Raw genomic sequence first — 17,208 nt, 5'->3', positions numbered from 1 at the left:
TACGGCTCCTTTTTCTATTATTAAGCATACGATGAGCATTAAGAAATTTTCGATAGCAGCCGCTGTTGTCTTAGCGGTGGGATTTGGTGGTATCGCTGCTTACCAAAGCATTTTCAAATTACCTATATCACCTCAGTTATCTGTAGTGACGCAAGATAATGCGCAACCTGAACTTCGCTGTTTTCACTCAGAGAGCACTGTCCCGGTTGATGATAAAGGCCAACTCTCGATACTCGTTTGGAACATATACAAACAAAATAGAGAGAATTGGCAGCAAGCACTTAATCAATATTCGAGAGGCCAGCAATTAGTCCTGCTGCAAGAAGCGAGTATGACGAATGAACTCAAGGTTTGGGTTTCCGAACGTCAGTGGTTCGGCAGTCAAGTTGATGCTTTCAAAGCTTTTGACGTCTCTGCCGGGGTGTTAAACCTATCGAAACACGCTCCGTCATTAGCGTGTGCTTATACAGAGCTGGAGCCTTGGTTAAGGTTACCCAAATCCGGTTTGTATGCTGTCTACCCACTTTCAAACGGGCAATCGCTAGCGGTTGTTAATATCCATTCAGTGAACTTTACTTATGGTACTGAGGAGTACCAACGTCAACTCGATAGCTTAGTTGCTGAACTTACTACCCATACCGGGCCAATTGTGTTCGCGGGTGATTTCAATAGCTGGAGCGAAGAAAGGTTAGCGGTGATGAAAAGCCACCTTGAGGCTCTTGACTTGCAGGAAGTGCGATTTAGTCCGGATCATCGCAAAGAATTTATCAATGGTTTGCCATTGGATCATGTGTTTTACCGTGGGCTTACTCTCCAAAACGCAAAAGCGCCCGAATCGGACGCTTCTGATCATAACCCGTTGTTGGTGGAATTTGCTTTAATGAGCAACTCACCTTAACTGGTGTCTATTCCTTAGCTAACTAATATATAGATGGCCCAGATTAGGTAGTAACCAACCCAAGGCAGCGCAGAGATAACCAGTGCTTGGCCTCGGTCAAACTCGGTCCAAGTACCAACCGCAGCGTAACCTAATACAATGTACCAAGGTAATAATAGCGGGAATGAACTCGCGAATTGAGACCATGGATTAGTCAATGGCAGCTTAAGTAAGCCGTTTAGACTGTTGAGGTCAGCCGCATAGCTCATGACCTGACCATGCTTGAGAAGCAAGCTGGCGTAACTGGCGAGATCACCAAGTACCGCTGGGAAGGTGATGACAGCACCAGCAGCAAACCAGCGCCAAAAGCCATGTTGATGTTGACTTGCTTTAGTGGCTAAGTTGAACCAGAAAGCCAACATAAAAATGGTAATGGTTCGGCCAACAATGTCGCTAATTACTTCGCTTGCCATTAATGTGTTGGCGTCAAGTAGTGCAAACTGCTCAGGGTTAAGTTGTGGCTTAAGAGCGGTTGACAACCAGTCGAAATCGACGATATCGAAGTATGCACCCCAAAATAGAAATGGACTAAGGATAAGGAAGATATAAGGCTGCCATCCCCAAGTCCCTCTTTGATACAACGCAAGGTAACATGCTGAAGGAGAACGAAAAATATCGACCAACATTATCAAAGGGTTGCTAGACGGGTTCATACGCTCACCTTAGTCACATCGACGTACAGTTTTAACTTCTGGCCCGGTTGCAGATACTTCGACTTGTTCAAGTCGTTCCACTTCACGATGTCATTGCTTTTTACTTTGAACTTGCTGGCGATACCACTGATCGTGTCGCCAGAACGTACGCGATAGAATACCGTGCGAATGATCGCGCCATCACTACTGTCCTTCCAGATCACCAGTTTCTGGCCAACACGTAGGGTGTCACGAGGCCCCATACCGTTCCATTTAGCCAAAGACTGATGAGAGACTTTATTGGCTTTAGCTATAGTCCAGAGGCTATCGCCTTTAGCCACTGTGTGAGTGAGTTTGTATCGGCCACGTGATTGAGACTGAGTTTTCTGCAGGCGGTTAGCGGCGCTGAGTGCGTAAGTCGTCTCGTCTTTGGTCGATGTTGGAATCATTAAGTGCTGACCAACACGAATCGTGTTACCTGACAAACCATTCGCTTTTTGGATCACGCTGGTGGTAGTGTTGTACTTGCTCGCCAATACACTCAGGCTATCTCCCGATTTCACTTTATAGCGAACAAGCTTCATGCCTTTGCCACGGTTCTTCTCGACTTCGGCCTTGAAGCCTTCGATGGAGTCAACTGGAAGCAACAACTGTTGTACGCCATCTGGTGACGTAGCCCATTGGTTATACGCTGGGTTTAAGCTCTGAAGCTCTTTAACTGAGATGCCTGCATAATTGGCTGCAATAGCAAGGTCTAGTTGCTCTTTTGGATCAACTAAGTCAACAACGGGTTGGTTGGCAATGGCTGGAATGGTTAAGCCATATTTCTCTTGGTTCGCTACGATGTCTGCCAAAGCAAGTAACTTTGGTACGTAACCGCTGGTTTCCTTCGGTAGATCGAGAGAGAAGAAATCAATCGGCTTACCGAGTTTTTTGTTTTTACGGATAGCACTTGAAACACGGCCACCACCGCTATTGTAAGCGGCAATAGCATGGTTCCAGTTGCCATCAAAACGGTTGTTTAGGTAAGTAAGGTAATCGAGCGCAGCGTCTGTTGCTGCTGCGACATCACGTCGACCGTCATACCAGAAGTCTTGCTCAAGACCGTACATTTTTCCGGTGCCAGGAACAAACTGCCATAAGCCAGCCGCACTTCCGTGCGAATAGGCAAACGCGTCAAAAGAGCTTTCTACGACAGGTAATAGCGCAAGTTCAAGTGGCATATTACGCTGTTCAATTTTGTCGACGATGAGGTACAAAAACGGTTCAGCACGTTTCGATACTGTACGAAGGTGGTTAGGGTGTTTTAGGTACCAAGTTCGGTAGTAATCAACCGTTTTATGATCAGGAATTTCCATTTCCAGCTGCATAGCAATGCGTTGCCAAACATCTTGCTGGGTTTGTGGCGTCACGACGGGAATCGGATCGGTTTTTGGTTGCTCTGGTTTCGGCGTTGGAGAAACGGCAACTTCTTCTTTTGGAAGATTGGTTGGAGATGAATCTTTAGATTGATCCGAAGACTGGGTAAGTTGACACCCTGATAAAATCAATGGTGCAAGTACCCAGCTGTAACGTAATCGCATTTTACAGCCCTTTTTTTGAACGGCTGCTGATAATACTTGTCACTCTAGGGGAGTGACAAGCAGCAAAACGTTAAAATTCGTTCTTCCACTCACGTAATGCAGTAAAGATTGATAAAGGATCTGTTTTTGCTGTTCGATTTGCGACCGATTTAATCACACTTGGCTCGTCGTATCGCAAAAATGGATTAATCCATCTTTCTTGGCGAATGGTTGTGGGTAAGGTTGGGGTGTTTTGAGCTCGCTTACGATTGACCTCTTCACGATACTTATGTAGCAGGTCATTGTCTGGCTCTACAGCCATGGCAAAGGCGACGTTACTCGCAGTGTATTCATGGGCGCAGTAGACGAGGGTTTCTTCTGGAAGTGCTGCAAGCTTGCTCAAAGAGGTGAACATTTGCTCCATGGTGCCTTCAAAAACACGGCCACACCCTGCAGAGAATAGCACATCGCCGCAAAATAGTTTGCCATCTCCCACATATCCAATATGGCCTCGGGTGTGTCCTTCAAGCCCAAGTACGAAGAAAATTTCATCAAAAAGTTTAATTTGATCCCCTGTTTCAACCGGGTGAGTCAGAGTTGGAATAGGTTCATGAGCTGGGCCTACGACATCAATATCTGGGAACTTGTGGACCAAGTCTGGCACACCGCCAATATGGTCGTTGTGGTGGTGGGTAATCAATATCGCGTCGAGGGTGAGGCCGTGTTGCTCTATGTACTGCAAAACTGGCTTAGCATCGCCCGGGTCGACGACAGCACAGCGTTGATCGCTATTTTGGATCAGCCAGATGTAATTGTCGTTAAATGCAGGTATGCTTTTGATAGTTAACATTGTTGAGTCTCCGGTCACCTTAAGTTAAGCAGGTTATTAATGAAGCCAGCACGTAGTGAAAAGAAGCTTGAGAAACCTCATTCGTGGTCGCAACTGAAAAATGGCCAATGGGTGAGTGAGTCAATCCAAACGCGCCTTGATGAATGGTGCCCAAAGCTGTTCGGGTATCATATGCTCAAGTTGGGTGGGTTGAGTTGTGAACTCACCAGTTGCAACTGTAACATTCAACATCAAGTTAACCTAGATATCCAGAACCCTTTGCATAATGTGATTGCAGATGGTTACGATTTACCCTTTTTAGAAAAAAGCTTTGATGCTGTCATCATGTCTCATCAGCTTGATTACTGTAACGACCCTCACCGAATGCTCCGCGAAGTCGATAGGGTTATGATTGATGATGGTTATTTAATTCTTACTGGGTTTAACCCAATCAGCTTTACTGGCCTTGCGAGTTTGATGCCGTGGCGTCGTAATAACCTGCCTTGGAGTGGAAGGATGTTTACGCCAAACCGGATAAAGGATTGGCTTAGTGTGTTGAACTACCAAGTCATTCACTGTGATTCATACGCGCTGTTTCCGATGCAAAAGTACCGCACTATGTGGACTTGGTTGGAAGGCAGTTTAGGGGATTGGGCGTCTCCAATGGGGAGTTTGTATTTTATTGTGGCACGTAAGCGCACTTACCCACTAAAACCTATTAAGCCGCATTGGAGATTGAAGCGTCGATTATCACCAGTGAGTGTCAATTACCGGGTTAACAATCGAGTCTCTAAAGACTAGGGGCTGTTGATCTTTCGTGGTTAAGTTTTGTTCGAGATAAAATCGTTTTAGGCGAGGCGAAGACTGTGTAGCCTAGTTATTCTAAGCAAATAGTCTTCAACAAAGCATAAAACGATTTTAACGGGGGCGCCTAGCTCGAACCCTTCGGGCAGCCATTTTGTTTTTCAGTGAGCTTTGATAACGCCACTAGCTTGGCTGATAACCGATATCTTCTTCTGTTGGGTTCTCGGCTGCAGCACGTGCAAGTTCATCACACATCTCGTTCTCACGGTGTCCTGCGTGGCCTTTTACCCAGCGCCAATCAACATCATGTCGAGCTGTCTCTTTATCGAGGGCCTGCCAAAGGTCAGCGTTTTTCACCGGTTTCTTATCGGCTGTTTTCCAACCACGTTTTTTCCAGTTGTGAATCCACTGAGTAATACCTTGGCGCACATACTGACTATCGGTGGTTAAAATAACCTGACACGGCTCTTTAAGAGTTTGGAGTGCAACAACGGCTGCAAGCATTTCCATTCGGTTATTGGTGGTCAACGTGTAACCTTTGGCGAGAGTTTTTTCGGTTTGCTTGTAACGAAGTACAATGCCATAGCCACCAGGCCCAGGATTTCCTAAGCAAGAACCATCAGTGAAAATTTCCACCTGTTTCGTCATGATTTGATACTATTGGGTTAAGCACATTATCTGCATAGTCTGACACACAATTTGTTATGAATACCAGCAACAATTCTGAGCACAAGCGCATCATCGTTCTCGATACCGAAACCACCGGTATGAACAGAGAAGGTGGGCCACATTACCAAGGGCATCGAATCATTGAGATTGGTGCGGTAGAAATCATCAACCGTAAGCTGACTGGAAGACATTTTCACGTTTATATAAAGCCAGATCGCGAGATTCAACCCGATGCGATTGAAGTTCACGGTATCACTGATGAATTCTTGCGTGATAAGCCCGATTATCGAGACGTTCACAAAGAGTTTTTAGAGTTCATTCAAGGCGCTGAGCTAGTCGCCCATAACGCGCCCTTCGATGTGGGCTTTATGGATCACGAATTTCGCATGCTGGATGAGACCATAGGTCAAACCATAGATTACTGTGAAGTGACCGATACCCTTGCAATGGCCAAGCGCATGCCCAACATGCCAGCAAGGAAGAACCTCGACTCGTTAGCAAAGCATTACACTATTGATACCTCTGCACGTGTACTTCACGGGGCATTGCTCGATGCTGAAATCCTAGCTGATGTTTATTTGGCCATGACCGGCGGACAAACGGCGTTGCAATTTAATGCTGAGACGCAGGGTGAAAGTGGTGGTGAAAGCATAAAACGTGTCGCTGGAGGGCGAAAAGCGCTAAAGGTTTTACTAGCAAGCGCCGATGAAGTAGAAGCACACAATTCTAGATTGGACATTGTCGAGAAGGCCGGTAGTTGCCTCTGGCGTCAGTAGGAGAAAAAATGTTGAGGATTTTAATCGCCATAATTGGCTTAGTGTTCAGCGTAACAAGCTTCGCTAGCGGAGAATCCTCAATGTCTCTACTCGATAACCGTTTTCGAGTGGATCCCACCATCAAACAAATTACCTTTGTCATTTACCGCGCTGAACGTTCGCAACCAGTGGTATTAGTGCGTCCTGATGGTAAGAAATACTATGCGTGGCGTAGCCCAGATAATGTGCAGTGGTATCAGGAATCAGCCATGGACATTATCTCTGTGGATAATCCTATGCCAGGCCCTTGGCAAGCGGTAGGTAAGGTCACGCCTAAGAACAAAATAAAGCTGATTTCAAATTTAGCTCTGGAAACAGACGTTTTTCCTAATCGACTCTTCCAAGGTGAAGATATCAAGTTTACCGCGCGCCTAACTTCAGATGGAAAGCCGCTGGTGGTACGTGATTTCTTGGACAGGGTGAACCTGCGGGTCACGTTTACTAAGTTCGTTGAAAACGAAGAAACCCTAGCTAAAGAAGCCAAACCGGTTCCAGTGGTTATTGGTGAATTTTCTGACGATGGAACAGGCTTGGACGAGTTTCCGGGAGACGGTGTATTTACCGTATCGCTACCAATTTCACCAGAGCCTGGCAAGTATCGCGTCAGAGTGACTTCTGGCAATGGTGTCTTTTTAAGAGCGCAAGAGCAAGAAGTCTTGGTCTATCCGACGCCGGTTCAAGCCACATTCATTCAATCGCGTGAAGATGGGATGCCTCATGAAGTGGCGGTTTCTGGCGAGCAAGGCATGATTGCTCCAGGTTCCTTGGCCCTGTCGGTTAAACATATGGATATGAATGGCGCAGAAACGGTAGTACAGAACTCCAGCCAAGATGAATCGATGTCAGTCTCGGTTAAAGTCCCCAATAGTGGTGAGCTAGGTAACTTTACTTGGAACAGTTCGATTTACGCAACGGATTTAGCGTCCGGGCGCGCTTTGAGCTTCATGACCTCGGAGATGAGTTACAGCGTTTTAGAAGAAGTCGACTATGAAGCCACTCGTAAGCTTCAAGAGCAGCAACAGTTAGAGCAACAAAAGCGCTTGGAAGAAATGCGTTTGATTGAGATGCGCGAAGAAAAACGCATGCGTAGCATCCTGTTGATTGTTGGTGGTAATGTGTTTGCGATTCTTCTGGGGTTAGTTGCTTGGTTTATTCGCGGTAAACTACGGGCTAAGAAAGAGATGATGCCAGAGATGCAGTTGGATATGCCGAAGAAATGATGAAGTCCATCTCTCGCACTTTTTATGATGCTTCTTAATTGTATCCGACACGACTGAGTGAGTCATGTAGCTAAAGGCATTATTGAGTCTAATATGTGGTAGCGCTACTCATACTGAGCGAATAGTCGAACGCATCCAACTAAAAGGGCAGCCATTAGGCTGCCCTTTTTACTGATGAATTATGTTTTGCTATGCGACTTCACCCATCGCAGGAAGCTGCGGCTTTGCTGCGAGTTCCTCTGGGGAGAAATCATCGACATTGATAGCGTATAAACGATGTACTTCTGCCTGCTTTAGAAGCTCAGCTTCTTCTTGGCTGATAATACCTTTTTCAAGGCCTATCTCCGCAACCAGATCTAAGCGTAAGAATGGACGACGTTGCTCGGTTGCCTTACAGATTTTAGTGAAAATCGGCTCTGCTTTAAGCACGATCTCTAGCGCTTGTTCCAATTTACCAACAGCGTTATGTTCTGAGGCTTCTAAGTACTGGCCCTGACCAAGACGAGAACGCGTTTCACTTGGTGTCTGAAGAATCTTAGCAACTTGGCTATCCAGTTTGTCTGAAGGAGATTTACGTACTCGTCCAAATGGCATGAGTAGAACACGCAGAGCCTTACCTACAATTCTGTTAGGGAAGTTAGCTAGGAACTCATCGATCGCTTCTTCTGCTTGTTTCAGGCTGTCTTGTAGACCCCAGTGAACAAGAGCTAAGTCAGCGCTTTGTCGTCCCTCGTTTTCAAAACGTTTTAGTGTTGCTGAGCTCAAGTAAAGTTGGCTCAATATGTCGCCTAAACGTGCAGACAAGCGTTCTTTACGTTTCAAAGAACCGCCAAGAACTGCCATAGAAATATCAGATAGAAGCGCCAAGTTTGCGCTATAGCGGTTAAGTTGTTGGTAGTAGCGCTTAGTCGCATCTGTAGTCGGAGCAGAAGAGCCATAGCCATCCGTCAAGCCAAACCAGATACTGCGGACCAAGTTACTCATGGTAAACCCAACATGTCCAGCGAGCGCTGAATCGAACTTATCGAGTGCATTAGCATCTTCAGAATACGCGGCATCCATTTCTGCCAACACATATGGATGACAGCGGATCGCGCCTTGACCGTAGATGATCATAGAGCGAGTCAAAATGTTTGCGCCTTCAACGGTTACTGCGATTGGCGAACCTTGATAGCCACGCGCTAAGAAGTTTGATGGACCCAAACAAATGCCTTTACCGCCAACGATGTCCATCGCGTCGATGATGCTTTGTTGGCCGCGGTGAGTACAATGGTACTTCACAATTGCTGAGATGACGGATGGTTTTTCACCCAGGTCAATACCAGCCACAGTCAGGTTGCTGGCTGCATCCATAACATATGCGTTACCGCCAAGACGAGCTAGAGGCTCTTCGACACCTTCCATTTGGCCGATAGGCTGTTTGAACTGGCGACGAATTCGAGCATAAGCTCCGGTAGCTAAAGCAGCAGTTTTGATACCGCCTGTTGAGTTTGATGGTAGCGTGATACCACGGCCAACAGAAAGACACTCAACCAACATTCTCCAGCCTTGGCCAGCCATTTCTTGCCCACCGATGATGAAGTCGATAGGAACGAAAATATCTTGGCCTTTGGTCGGACCGTTTTGGAATGGGACGTTAAGTGGGAAGTGACGGTTACCAATCTCCACACCTTTTAAATTCGTAGGGATCAGGGCACAAGTGATTCCGAGATCTTCAGTGTCACCCAGCAGCCCTTCAGGATCGCGCAGTTTAAACGCCAAACCTAATACGGTGGCAACAGGAGCAAGAGTAATATAGCGCTTGTTCCACGTTAGGCGCATACCCAACACTTCTTTGCCTTTCCACTTACCTTTACATACCACACCAAAATCTGGGATAGAGCCTGCATCCGACCCTGCTTCAGGACTCGTTAAAGCAAAGCATGGGATCTCTTTACCTTCTGCAAGTCTTGGTAGGTAGTGATTTCTCTGCTCTTCAGTACCGTAATGCTGCAGCAACTCACCAGGGCCCAAAGAGTTTGGTACACCGACGGTAGAGGATAATACGCTAGAAACACCGGTTAGCTTTTGTAATACAAGTGATTGAGCGTAAGCCGAGAACTCCAATCCACCGTATTTCTTTTTGATAATCATGGCGAAGAACTTGTGATCTTTCAGGTACTGCCACACCTCAGGAGGCAGATCGGCAAGCTCATGGGTAACTTGATAGTCGCTGACCATTGCACATACTTCATTAACTGGGCCGTCCAAGAAAGCTTGCTCTTCTGCGCTTAGCTGAGGCTTAGCGATAGTGTGCAGCTTTTGCCAATTGGGCTTGCCCTTGAATAAGTCGGCTTCCCACCACACTGTACCAGCATCTAGCGCTTCTTTTTCAGTTTGCGACATGGCAGGTAAAACCTGCTTGAACAACGCTAGAGCTTTGCGGCTTATTACAGACTGGCGCACGGAAGGGATGGCCAGTAACGCAGTAGCAGCAATGAACAGTGCCCAGCTTATATGTCCAGCTGCGCCAAAGATTGAAAGCGCAAACATCGTAGCAGTCAGAGCAGCGACAGATGCCACCAAAGACGTTCGATGATATAGGCAGGTGCCGAGTACAGCAGCAAAGCCAAGTATAGAGAGCAAGATTTCCATATAATTTTCCTTATTAGCAACTATCACCCATTGATATTGCAGATATCTTGTAAGAGGTCTAACCAGTTATAAGTGTAATCAAAATATTAATAAAATGTAAAACCTCAAAGTGCGCAAAAAGTGATCTAAGTAGAGTGAAAGTTCTAATATTTGAAGCGGAAGACGATTTAGTTGTCGTGGAATGGCAAGAAAGCAACAAATCTTGAAAGCTAACTATCGACAGTCGGGAATGTTTAAGTAAACTTGAGACAAATGTGCTAAACCCAGCACCCCATGCTCAAATACTCAGAACGATAAGAGAACTCGCCATGTATCAGGATTTAATCAAAAGTGAATTAACAGAAGCTGCCGACGTACTAAATAAATTTTTAAGTGACGAGCACAATATTGCTCAAATTGAAGCAGCAGCCAAGCTTATCGCTGAGTCGTTTAAACAAGGTGGTAAGGTGTTGTCTTGTGGCAATGGTGGTTCGCACTGTGATGCTATGCATTTTGCCGAAGAGCTGACAGGCCGTTATCGTGAGAATCGTCCTGGCTATCCAGGAATCGCGATTTCAGATCCAAGCCATTTGTCTTGCGTGAGTAACGATTTTGGTTATGACTTTGTATTTTCTCGCTATGTAGAAGCCGTTGGTTCAAAAGGCGACGTACTGTTTGGTTTATCAACATCAGGCAATTCCGGCAACATTCTAAAAGCTATCGAAGCGGCACAAGCGAAAGGAATGAAAACCATCGCTCTTACTGGTAAAGATGGCGGTAAAATGGCAGGCCTAGCGGATATCGAAATTCGCGTGCCACACTTTGGTTATGCTGACCGTATTCAAGAGATTCATATTAAGATTATTCACATTGTGATTCAGCTGATTGAGAAAGAGATGGCCTAAGGCGTGTTGTCTTAGAGGCTTGTATAATTGGTTTAGAGTAAAGGAGTCCAATAAACCATGTGTGAATTGCTCGGCATGAGCGCCAATGTACCGACAGATATATGCTTTAGCTTTACAGGCTTGATGCAACGAGGTGGCAATACCGGCCCGCATAGAGATGGCTGGGGGATTACCTTCTATGAAGGGAAAGGGTTTCGTACTTTTAAGGACCCAAACCCAAGCTGTAAATCAAAGATTGCCGAGCTGGTACAAAACTATCCGATAAAAAGTTGTGCTGTCGTAAGTCACATAAGACAGGCGAACCGAGGTGGGGTAAGTTTAGAAAACACCCACCCATTTACTCGTGACTTATGGGGTAAGTACTGGACGTTTGCACACAACGGTCAGCTAAGTGATTATCAAGACTTGTCTGTCGGGCGCTATTTACCGGTAGGGCAGACAGACAGCGAACGTGCTTTTTGTTGGATCATGAAGCAGCTTGAAGAGCGATATCCTGAACCTCCTCAAGATATGGTGGGGATGTTTAAGTTTGTCGCACAATGCTGCGACAAGTTGAAGGGTAAAGGTGTATTCAATATGTTATTGTCGGATGGTGAGTATGTGATGACATACTGCACTAACCATCTGTATTGGATTACACGTCGAGCTCCGTTTGGGAAAGCGAGCCTGATTGATGAAGATGTCACGATTAACTTCCAAGAAGAAACTACGCCAAATGATGTGGTATCGGTTATTGCGACACAACCATTGACGGACAACGAAGTTTGGCATCGGATGAAGCCAGGGGAGTATGGGATATTCCACTTTGGCGAGCTCATCGACGGAAATGCTGCCAAGCTAACCGATGTGGCGTTTGCTGAAGCGAAGCCTAAATGCCAGGCACCAACTGAACCGTTGGAGTAACTGAATCGTTTGGCTTACTTTGGCTAAGGCCGAGAAATAAAAAAGGTTGATGCATGTACATCAACCTTTTCTTTTTTTATTTGCCTAAAGGCATTTATTCTTCAGCGTAACCGTGCATACCCAGTAGAGCACCATCAAGGTAAGCCTCTTTTTCATCTTTCATCACTAAACGCTCTTCAACCAACCACCTAACCACCATCGGGTAGATTTTGTGTTCTTGAGTTTGAACGCGTTCAGTGAGAGTCTCGACCGTGTCTTCGTCGAAAATAGGCACTTTAGCCTGCAAAATAACAGGACCGCCATCAAGCTGCTCGGTAACGAAATGAACGCTAGTACCATGCTCTTCGTCTCCAGCGTGGATAGCACGCTGATAAGTGTTAAGGCCAGGGTACTTAGGTAGCAGAGAAGGGTGAATATTGATCATGCGGCCCATATAGTGGCGAACGAATTCACCACTTAGAATTCGCATGTAACCAGCAAGTACAATGACGTCTGGCTTATATTCATCGATCTGCTTCATCAACTCGTGGTCAAACGCATCACGGGTATCGAAGGCTTTAGGGTCAAGGAAGTGTGCTGCTGCACCGGCTTTCTCAGCACGCTCTAAAGCATAGACATTGGCTTTGTTGGAAAATACTGCGGTCACGCGACCACCAGTAATGTCCTTGTCACATGCATCAATGATTGCCTGTAGGTTAGAACCGTTCCCTGAAACTAAAACGACGATACTTTTCATACTTATTTGATCTCTACTTGTTCTTCGCCAGCTGCAGCGTTTGCGATCTCACCGATAACCCAAGCGTTTTCACCTTCAGCATTTAATAGCTCAACAGCTGCGTCTGCTTGATCTTTAGGAAGGGCGATCACTAGGCCTACACCACAGTTGAATGTGCGGTACATTTCGTGAGTCGTTACGTTACCTTTCTCTTGGAGCCATTTGAAAATAACTGGCCATTCCCAGCTGTTGCCATCAACGACTGCTTTTGTACCTTCTGGAAGCACGCGCGGGATGTTTTCCCAGAAGCCGCCACCTGTGATGTGCGAAATTGCGTGGATGTCGTGCTGCTCAATCATCTTAAGCGCAGACTTAATGTAAATTTTAGTTGGCTCGAGCAGGTGTTCACCAATAGTACGGCCTGCTAGTTCCTCACTCTTATCGGCACCAGACACTTCTAGAATTTTACGAATAAGAGAGTAACCATTTGAGTGTGGACCGCTTGAACCTACAGCGATAAGTGCATCACCAGCTGCGACTTTTGTGCCATCGATAACGTCTTCTTTTTCTACTACACCGACACAGAAGCCTGCTACATCGTAGTCTTCGCCTTCATACATGCCTGGCATTTCCGCCGTTTCGCCACCAATCAATGAACAACCGGCTTGAATACAACCTTCAGCAATACCAGAAACTACGTCAGCTGCAGTATCAACGTCTAGTTTTCCTGTTGCGTAGTAGTCTAGGAAGAAAAGAGGTTCTGCACCTTGTACGATCAGGTCATTCACACACATAGCGACAAGGTCGATACCGATTGTGTCGTGCTTGTTCATATCCAGAGCTAAACGAAGCTTAGTACCTACACCATCAGTGCCAGACACTAGTACAGGTTGCTTGTATTTAGTTGGTAGTTCACATAGGGCTCCGAAGCCGCCAATACCACCCATAACTTCAGGGCGACGAGTGCGCTTTACCGCACCTTTAATTCGATCAACAAGCGCGTTGCCTGCATCAATATCTACACCAGCGTCTTTATAGCTTAGAGAAGAGTTGTTACCGCTCACAGGGAAGTCCTCGGTTAAAGTTGGATATGAAAACGGCGCTATTCTACCAGCGGTTAAACATAAAGAGCAAACGTTTGCGCGAGTTTTTTTATTGTTCTAATCACCCTGAAATTTATTTTGAGATCGTGTATAATTCGAAGGTTTGTTTAAATGTTCCCCATATTGCCGGAGATGGAAATGAAAGTTGTTGAAGTAAAACACCCTCTAGTTAAACACAAGATTGGTCTAATGCGAGAAGGTGACATCAGCACGAAGCGTTTTCGTGAGTTAGCGACCGAAGTAGGTAGCCTATTAACTTATGAAGCGACTGCAGACTTTGAAACAGAGAAAGTAACCATTGAAGGTTGGAATGGTCCAGTGGAAGTGGACCAAATTAAAGGTAAGAAAGTGACAGTTGTGCCAATTCTACGTGCGGGTCTAGGCATGATGGATGGCGTTCTTGAGCACATGCCAAGCGCACGTATCAGTGTTGTTGGTATTTACCGTGATGAAGAAACATTGGAGCCTGTTCCTTACTTCAATAAGTTAGCATCGAACATCGACGAGCGTATTGCGCTTGTAGTTGACCCAATGCTAGCAACGGGTGGTTCTATGATCGCAACGATCGACCTTCTTAAAGAGAAAGGCTGTAAGGCGATTAAAGTTCTTGTACTGGTTGCGGCTCCTGAAGGTGTTGAAGCGTTAGAGAAAGCGCACCCAGATGTAGAACTTTACACTGCTGCTATTGATGAGAAGCTAAATGACAAAGGCTACATCGTTCCTGGTTTGGGTGATGCGGGCGATAAGATTTTTGGTACTCAGTAATTGAATTGAGCCAATCAAAAAAGGAGAGCATTTGCTCTCCTTTTTTATGTCTGCTTATTTCTTCAGGCTCAAAGTGCCAGACTTACGTGGTTTATTTGATTGGCGTGTAGAGCTTTCGTTGTTGTCTGGCTTGTAATACGTTTTTCCCTTACCGCCATTACCTTTGCTATTATTCGTTCGGCTATTATCTGGTTTGCCACGTCCTTTCTTCGAGTTAGGCGCATGTCTAAATTCGTCAGCGTTACGGCCATGAAAAGTTTTCTGCTTTTGATTGCGTCTCGCTTTGGATGGTTGATTTTCTTCTCGGCTATCAAACAGTTTGGCATCCGTGGCTTTACGGATTTTTTTACCTTTGCCGTCGATTTTCGACGCGTCCTCAGTGCCGCTAGAATCCTCACACATAGATAAGATCTCTGATACCTCATCATCCGATAAGTAACGCCACTTTCCATTTGGAATGCCGTCTAGAGAAATGTTCATGATACGTACGCGGCGAAGTTTAAATACTTCATAGCCCAACGCTTCACACATACGACGGATTTGTCTATTTAAACCTTGGGTCAGAACGATTCGAAATGAGAACTTGGTTTCCTTCGTGACTTTACATGGCAGCGTTGTGGTATCGAGAATATCGACGCCTGATGCCATGTGGGTAAGAAACTCTTGGGTAATAGGTTTATCAACGCGAACCACATATTCTTTCTCGTGGTTGTTACCCGCACGAAGGATCTTATTAACAATATCACCGTCGTTGGTCAGGAAAATAAGCCCGTCTGAAGGTTTATCTAAGCGGCCTATTGGGAAAATGCGTTTGTGGTGGCCAATAAAATCGACAATGTTGCCAGGAACGTCACGTTCAGTCGTACACGTAATACCGGTTGGCTTGTTCAATGCGATATAGATAGGGCGCTCTTTTGACTTTAGTGGCTTGTCATCGACACGAACGTCGTCACCCGATACGACTTTAGTCCCCATTTCTGGAATTTTACCATTGATAGTGACACGGCCCTGCTCTATGAGGCGGTCGGCTTCACGACGAGAACAAAATCCCGTTTCACTGATAAATTTGTTTAGGCGTTTAGCGTTGTCGGTTGTCATCTTGACCTCTTTACGTTTCTCAACGGCTTAGTTTGGTGGAGTAATAAGTAAGCGGGCGATTCTAGCATCGTATGAAACGTTAGCCCATGCGTTTTTGATGGCGCTCACGATTTTCCAGCTTTTTGTCTGCACTCTTTCGTAGTAATACGTAAACCGCGCCCGTACCACCATGGAATCTCTGCGCACTATGCACGCATTGCACGTCTTTGATTTGATTTAGCCAACTAGCGACGTAGCTTTTCATTAGCGCTGGTGGATTGGACTTTTCACCGCGGCCGTGAACAATCAATACGGTACGAATATCAAGTTGAATGCACTGCTTAAGAAAGCCAACAACGTCATCACGAGCTTCTTTAAGAGTGCGTCTGTGTAGGTCCAGTTTGGCTTGAATCGGGTATTTGCCCAAACGTAATTTGCGATATACCCCTTCCTGAACCCCATCTTTTTTGAATTCGATGATGTCTTCTGGTTTGAGCATCTCGGCGTGGTCGACAGACAAATACTCAGGATCTTGTTCCGATAGCCATATAGCGGCTTGCCGCTTTGCTAATTGAGAGTCTGATACTGTGTGAGTCTTTTTCAGTTCAGCAGTATCTTGTTTGATGGGTTTGACATCCCCCATCATTTGCTTGAAGAGGTCAAGCTCGTCTTGATTCGACATGGGAACAGCTCATATCACGAAATTCGGAATGCTAACTATTATATCAGCAACGAATATCACTAGCACCTCGTGCGTGCGGTCGTGTTACATATCTGAGGAAGAAAAATAAAAAACCGAAGTAGACAGGTAATCTACTTCGGTGCATAGCGTTACTCTATTGTTTAATAGTAGCTAAGCGATCTAGTGAGGAGATTTGTCGTTCTTAACTTTATAGAGGATGAAGCCGCCATAAAACAGCATCAGACCTAAAGCGCCAAAGATTACTATCATCGAAGATAGCCCCACTGCATTACCAAATAGGAGATCAAGCCAAAAGTCCATGTTTCCTCCAAAAGTATCGAAGACAGGTTTTAATTTATAAGTCAGTTAAATGCTTGGTACTGATCTGGATCAATTGTTTCTTATGGGTTGTGAACTTGTTTCTGTTGATGTGTTTTTAATCACATTTTGGTTTTGGTTGAGTAGCATTTAATCGAACAGTACTGTTTTGTAAAAAACTCGCTAAAATGGCTTGCGTTCGGGGCAGGAATCCGTAATATACGCATCCGTTGACAGGCAAAGCTTGTGAAAACAATCTCGGTGAATAGCGCAGCTTGGTAGCGCATCTGGTTTGGGACCAGAGGGTCGGGGGTTCGAATCCCTCTTCACCGACCACTTTTAGAAAGCCTGCTCAATGAGCAGGCTTTCGTCATTTCAGCGGCAGCAAATTTGGTTTTGATAGTAGCGAACCAAATGGGGTTCGCCTGAAGTTAGAATATGGCTCTTCACCGCCATATTGAGAAAAAGGCTCTACAGAAATGTAGAACCTTTTTCGTCTTTGGTGTTATTTGTTTGGGACCAGAGGGTCGGGGTCTGGAAGCCCAGTCGCGTCGAATCCCTCTTCACTAACCATTTTAAGAAAGCCTGCTTTATTAAGCAGGCTTTCTTCATTTAGGAGCATAGAAATAGGGCTAGAACCTTAGGGGGGAGCCTGAAGT

At 45.6% G+C, this 17,208-nt stretch carries 17 protein-coding genes and 1 tRNA gene; 8 read left to right on the top strand and 10 right to left on the bottom strand.

Translation table 11 applies throughout. The annotated features are described in order from the left end of the window. The first annotated feature begins 31 nt into the window (after positions 1-31). Complete coding sequence (locus J4N42_RS10565) at positions 32-898, top strand: endonuclease/exonuclease/phosphatase family protein (protein WP_252027829.1); 867 nt, start codon at positions 32-34, stop codon at positions 896-898. A gap of 14 nt (positions 899-912) precedes the next feature. Here the strand turns inward: J4N42_RS10565 and J4N42_RS10560 are convergent, their stop codons facing one another. From J4N42_RS10560 to gloB, 3 genes are all read right to left on the bottom strand, one after another. Beyond that, positions 913-1,590 carry a YIP1 family protein gene (locus J4N42_RS10560; RefSeq protein ID WP_252027827.1) on the bottom strand — a complete coding sequence of 226 codons (678 nt, stop codon included), beginning with the start codon at positions 1,588-1,590 and terminating at the stop codon, positions 913-915. Beyond that, a complete protein-coding gene (locus J4N42_RS10555; RefSeq protein ID WP_252027825.1) occupies positions 1,587-3,152 on the bottom strand; it encodes a lytic transglycosylase in 1,566 nt (521 codons plus the stop codon). Before J4N42_RS10555 ends, J4N42_RS10560 begins: the two co-directional genes overlap by 4 nt. 70 nt (positions 3,153-3,222) lie before the next feature. Next, entirely contained in the window at positions 3,223-3,981 is a 759-nt protein-coding gene (gene gloB / locus J4N42_RS10550) for a hydroxyacylglutathione hydrolase (RefSeq protein WP_252027823.1), read from the bottom strand. 39 nt (positions 3,982-4,020) lie between these two features. Between gloB and J4N42_RS10545 the strand changes: the two genes are divergently transcribed. Then, on the top strand, positions 4,021-4,761 hold the full coding sequence (locus J4N42_RS10545) for a methyltransferase domain-containing protein (protein ID WP_252027821.1): 741 nt from the start codon (positions 4,021-4,023) through the stop codon (positions 4,759-4,761). A gap of 186 nt (positions 4,762-4,947) precedes the next feature. Here J4N42_RS10545 and rnhA read toward each other — a convergent pair whose 3' ends face one another. Beyond that, the gene (gene rnhA, locus J4N42_RS10540; RefSeq protein ID WP_252027819.1) at positions 4,948-5,412 is read right to left on the bottom strand and encodes a ribonuclease HI; all 465 of its coding nucleotides are present in this window, start codon (positions 5,410-5,412) and stop codon (positions 4,948-4,950) included. Between the two features lie 56 nt (positions 5,413-5,468). Here rnhA and dnaQ point away from each other — a divergent pair, with 56 nt between their 5' ends. Both dnaQ and J4N42_RS10530 read left to right on the top strand, forming a co-directional pair. Further along, positions 5,469-6,209, top strand: coding sequence for a DNA polymerase III subunit epsilon (dnaQ, locus tag J4N42_RS10535; protein WP_252027818.1), 741 nt, complete (start codon positions 5,469-5,471; stop codon positions 6,207-6,209). A gap of 8 nt (positions 6,210-6,217) precedes the next feature. After that, entirely contained in the window at positions 6,218-7,468 is a 1,251-nt protein-coding gene (locus J4N42_RS10530) for a TIGR03503 family protein (protein ID WP_252027817.1), read from the top strand. A gap of 189 nt (positions 7,469-7,657) precedes the next feature. On the opposite strand, the gene fadE is transcribed toward J4N42_RS10530, so the two are convergent. Then, positions 7,658-10,102, bottom strand: a complete 2,445-nt coding sequence (fadE, locus tag J4N42_RS10525) for an acyl-CoA dehydrogenase FadE (RefSeq protein ID WP_252027816.1) — start codon at positions 10,100-10,102, stop codon at positions 7,658-7,660. 308 nt (positions 10,103-10,410) lie between these two features. On the opposite strand from fadE, the gene lpcA reads away from it, so the two are divergent. Next, positions 10,411-10,986 (top strand): D-sedoheptulose 7-phosphate isomerase, encoded by a 576-nt coding sequence (gene lpcA / locus J4N42_RS10520; RefSeq protein WP_252027815.1) that lies wholly within the window; start codon positions 10,411-10,413, stop codon positions 10,984-10,986. Between the two features lie 57 nt (positions 10,987-11,043). Next, a complete protein-coding gene (locus tag J4N42_RS10515) occupies positions 11,044-11,889 on the top strand; it encodes a class II glutamine amidotransferase (RefSeq protein ID WP_252027814.1) in 846 nt (281 codons plus the stop codon). 94 nt (positions 11,890-11,983) lie between these two features. On the opposite strand, the gene purN is transcribed toward J4N42_RS10515, so the two are convergent. Next, positions 11,984-12,625 (bottom strand): phosphoribosylglycinamide formyltransferase, encoded by a 642-nt coding sequence (gene purN, locus J4N42_RS10510; RefSeq protein ID WP_252027813.1) that lies wholly within the window; start codon positions 12,623-12,625, stop codon positions 11,984-11,986. 2 nt (positions 12,626-12,627) lie between these two features. After that, complete coding sequence (purM, locus tag J4N42_RS10505) at positions 12,628-13,668, bottom strand: phosphoribosylformylglycinamidine cyclo-ligase (RefSeq protein ID WP_252027812.1); 1,041 nt, start codon at positions 13,666-13,668, stop codon at positions 12,628-12,630. 177 nt (positions 13,669-13,845) lie between these two features. Here purM and upp point away from each other — a divergent pair, with 177 nt between their 5' ends. Continuing rightward, on the top strand, positions 13,846-14,472 hold the full coding sequence (upp, locus tag J4N42_RS10500) for a uracil phosphoribosyltransferase (protein WP_252027811.1): 627 nt from the start codon (positions 13,846-13,848) through the stop codon (positions 14,470-14,472). A gap of 54 nt (positions 14,473-14,526) precedes the next feature. Here the strand turns inward: upp and rluF are convergent, their stop codons facing one another. The 3 genes from rluF to J4N42_RS10485 all read right to left on the bottom strand — a co-directional run bounded on the left by rluF (position 14,527) and on the right by J4N42_RS10485 (position 16,552). Beyond that, entirely contained in the window at positions 14,527-15,570 is a 1,044-nt protein-coding gene (gene rluF / locus J4N42_RS10495; RefSeq protein WP_252027810.1) for a 23S rRNA pseudouridine(2604) synthase RluF, read from the bottom strand. 79 nt (positions 15,571-15,649) lie between these two features. Further along, complete coding sequence (gene smrA, locus J4N42_RS10490) at positions 15,650-16,231, bottom strand: DNA endonuclease SmrA (RefSeq protein ID WP_252027809.1); 582 nt, start codon at positions 16,229-16,231, stop codon at positions 15,650-15,652. 180 nt (positions 16,232-16,411) lie between these two features. Then, on the bottom strand, positions 16,412-16,552 hold the full coding sequence (locus J4N42_RS10485; protein ID WP_252027808.1) for a DUF3149 domain-containing protein: 141 nt from the start codon (positions 16,550-16,552) through the stop codon (positions 16,412-16,414). 256 nt (positions 16,553-16,808) lie between these two features. On the opposite strand from J4N42_RS10485, the gene J4N42_RS10480 reads away from it, so the two are divergent. Then, positions 16,809-16,885: transfer RNA gene (locus J4N42_RS10480), tRNA-Pro, on the top strand. Positions 16,886-17,208 lie beyond the last annotated feature (323 nt).

The organism is Vibrio sp. SCSIO 43135 (genome assembly GCF_023716665.1).
GTDB classification, from domain to species: domain Bacteria; phylum Pseudomonadota; class Gammaproteobacteria; order Enterobacterales; family Vibrionaceae; genus Vibrio; species Vibrio paucivorans.
Note: the sequence above shows the minus strand (reverse complement) of the source record. Positions and strands in the feature narration are given on the sequence as shown.

Coding starts and splice junctions, on each gene's coding strand:
- J4N42_RS10565 (WP_252027829.1), top strand. CDS start 32: ATGAGCATTAAGAAATTTTCGATAGCAGCCGCTGTTGTCTTAGCGGTG.
- J4N42_RS10560 (WP_252027827.1), bottom strand. CDS start 1,590: ATGAACCCGTCTAGCAACCCTTTGATAATGTTGGTCGATATTTTTCGT.
- upp (WP_252027811.1), top strand. CDS start 13,846: ATGAAAGTTGTTGAAGTAAAACACCCTCTAGTTAAACACAAGATTGGT.
- fadE (WP_252027816.1), bottom strand. CDS start 10,102: ATGGAAATCTTGCTCTCTATACTTGGCTTTGCTGCTGTACTCGGCACC.
- J4N42_RS10545 (WP_252027821.1), top strand. CDS start 4,021: ATGAAGCCAGCACGTAGTGAAAAGAAGCTTGAGAAACCTCATTCGTGG.
- dnaQ (WP_252027818.1), top strand. CDS start 5,469: ATGAATACCAGCAACAATTCTGAGCACAAGCGCATCATCGTTCTCGAT.
- rluF (WP_252027810.1), bottom strand. CDS start 15,570: ATGACAACCGACAACGCTAAACGCCTAAACAAATTTATCAGTGAAACG.
- rnhA (WP_252027819.1), bottom strand. CDS start 5,412: ATGACGAAACAGGTGGAAATTTTCACTGATGGTTCTTGCTTAGGAAAT.
- J4N42_RS10485 (WP_252027808.1), bottom strand. CDS start 16,552: ATGGACTTTTGGCTTGATCTCCTATTTGGTAATGCAGTGGGGCTATCT.
- gloB (WP_252027823.1), bottom strand. CDS start 3,981: ATGTTAACTATCAAAAGCATACCTGCATTTAACGACAATTACATCTGG.
- purN (WP_252027813.1), bottom strand. CDS start 12,625: ATGAAAAGTATCGTCGTTTTAGTTTCAGGGAACGGTTCTAACCTACAG.
- J4N42_RS10515 (WP_252027814.1), top strand. CDS start 11,044: ATGTGTGAATTGCTCGGCATGAGCGCCAATGTACCGACAGATATATGC.
- J4N42_RS10530 (WP_252027817.1), top strand. CDS start 6,218: ATGTTGAGGATTTTAATCGCCATAATTGGCTTAGTGTTCAGCGTAACA.
- smrA (WP_252027809.1), bottom strand. CDS start 16,231: ATGTCGAATCAAGACGAGCTTGACCTCTTCAAGCAAATGATGGGGGAT.
- lpcA (WP_252027815.1), top strand. CDS start 10,411: ATGTATCAGGATTTAATCAAAAGTGAATTAACAGAAGCTGCCGACGTA.
- J4N42_RS10555 (WP_252027825.1), bottom strand. CDS start 3,152: ATGCGATTACGTTACAGCTGGGTACTTGCACCATTGATTTTATCAGGG.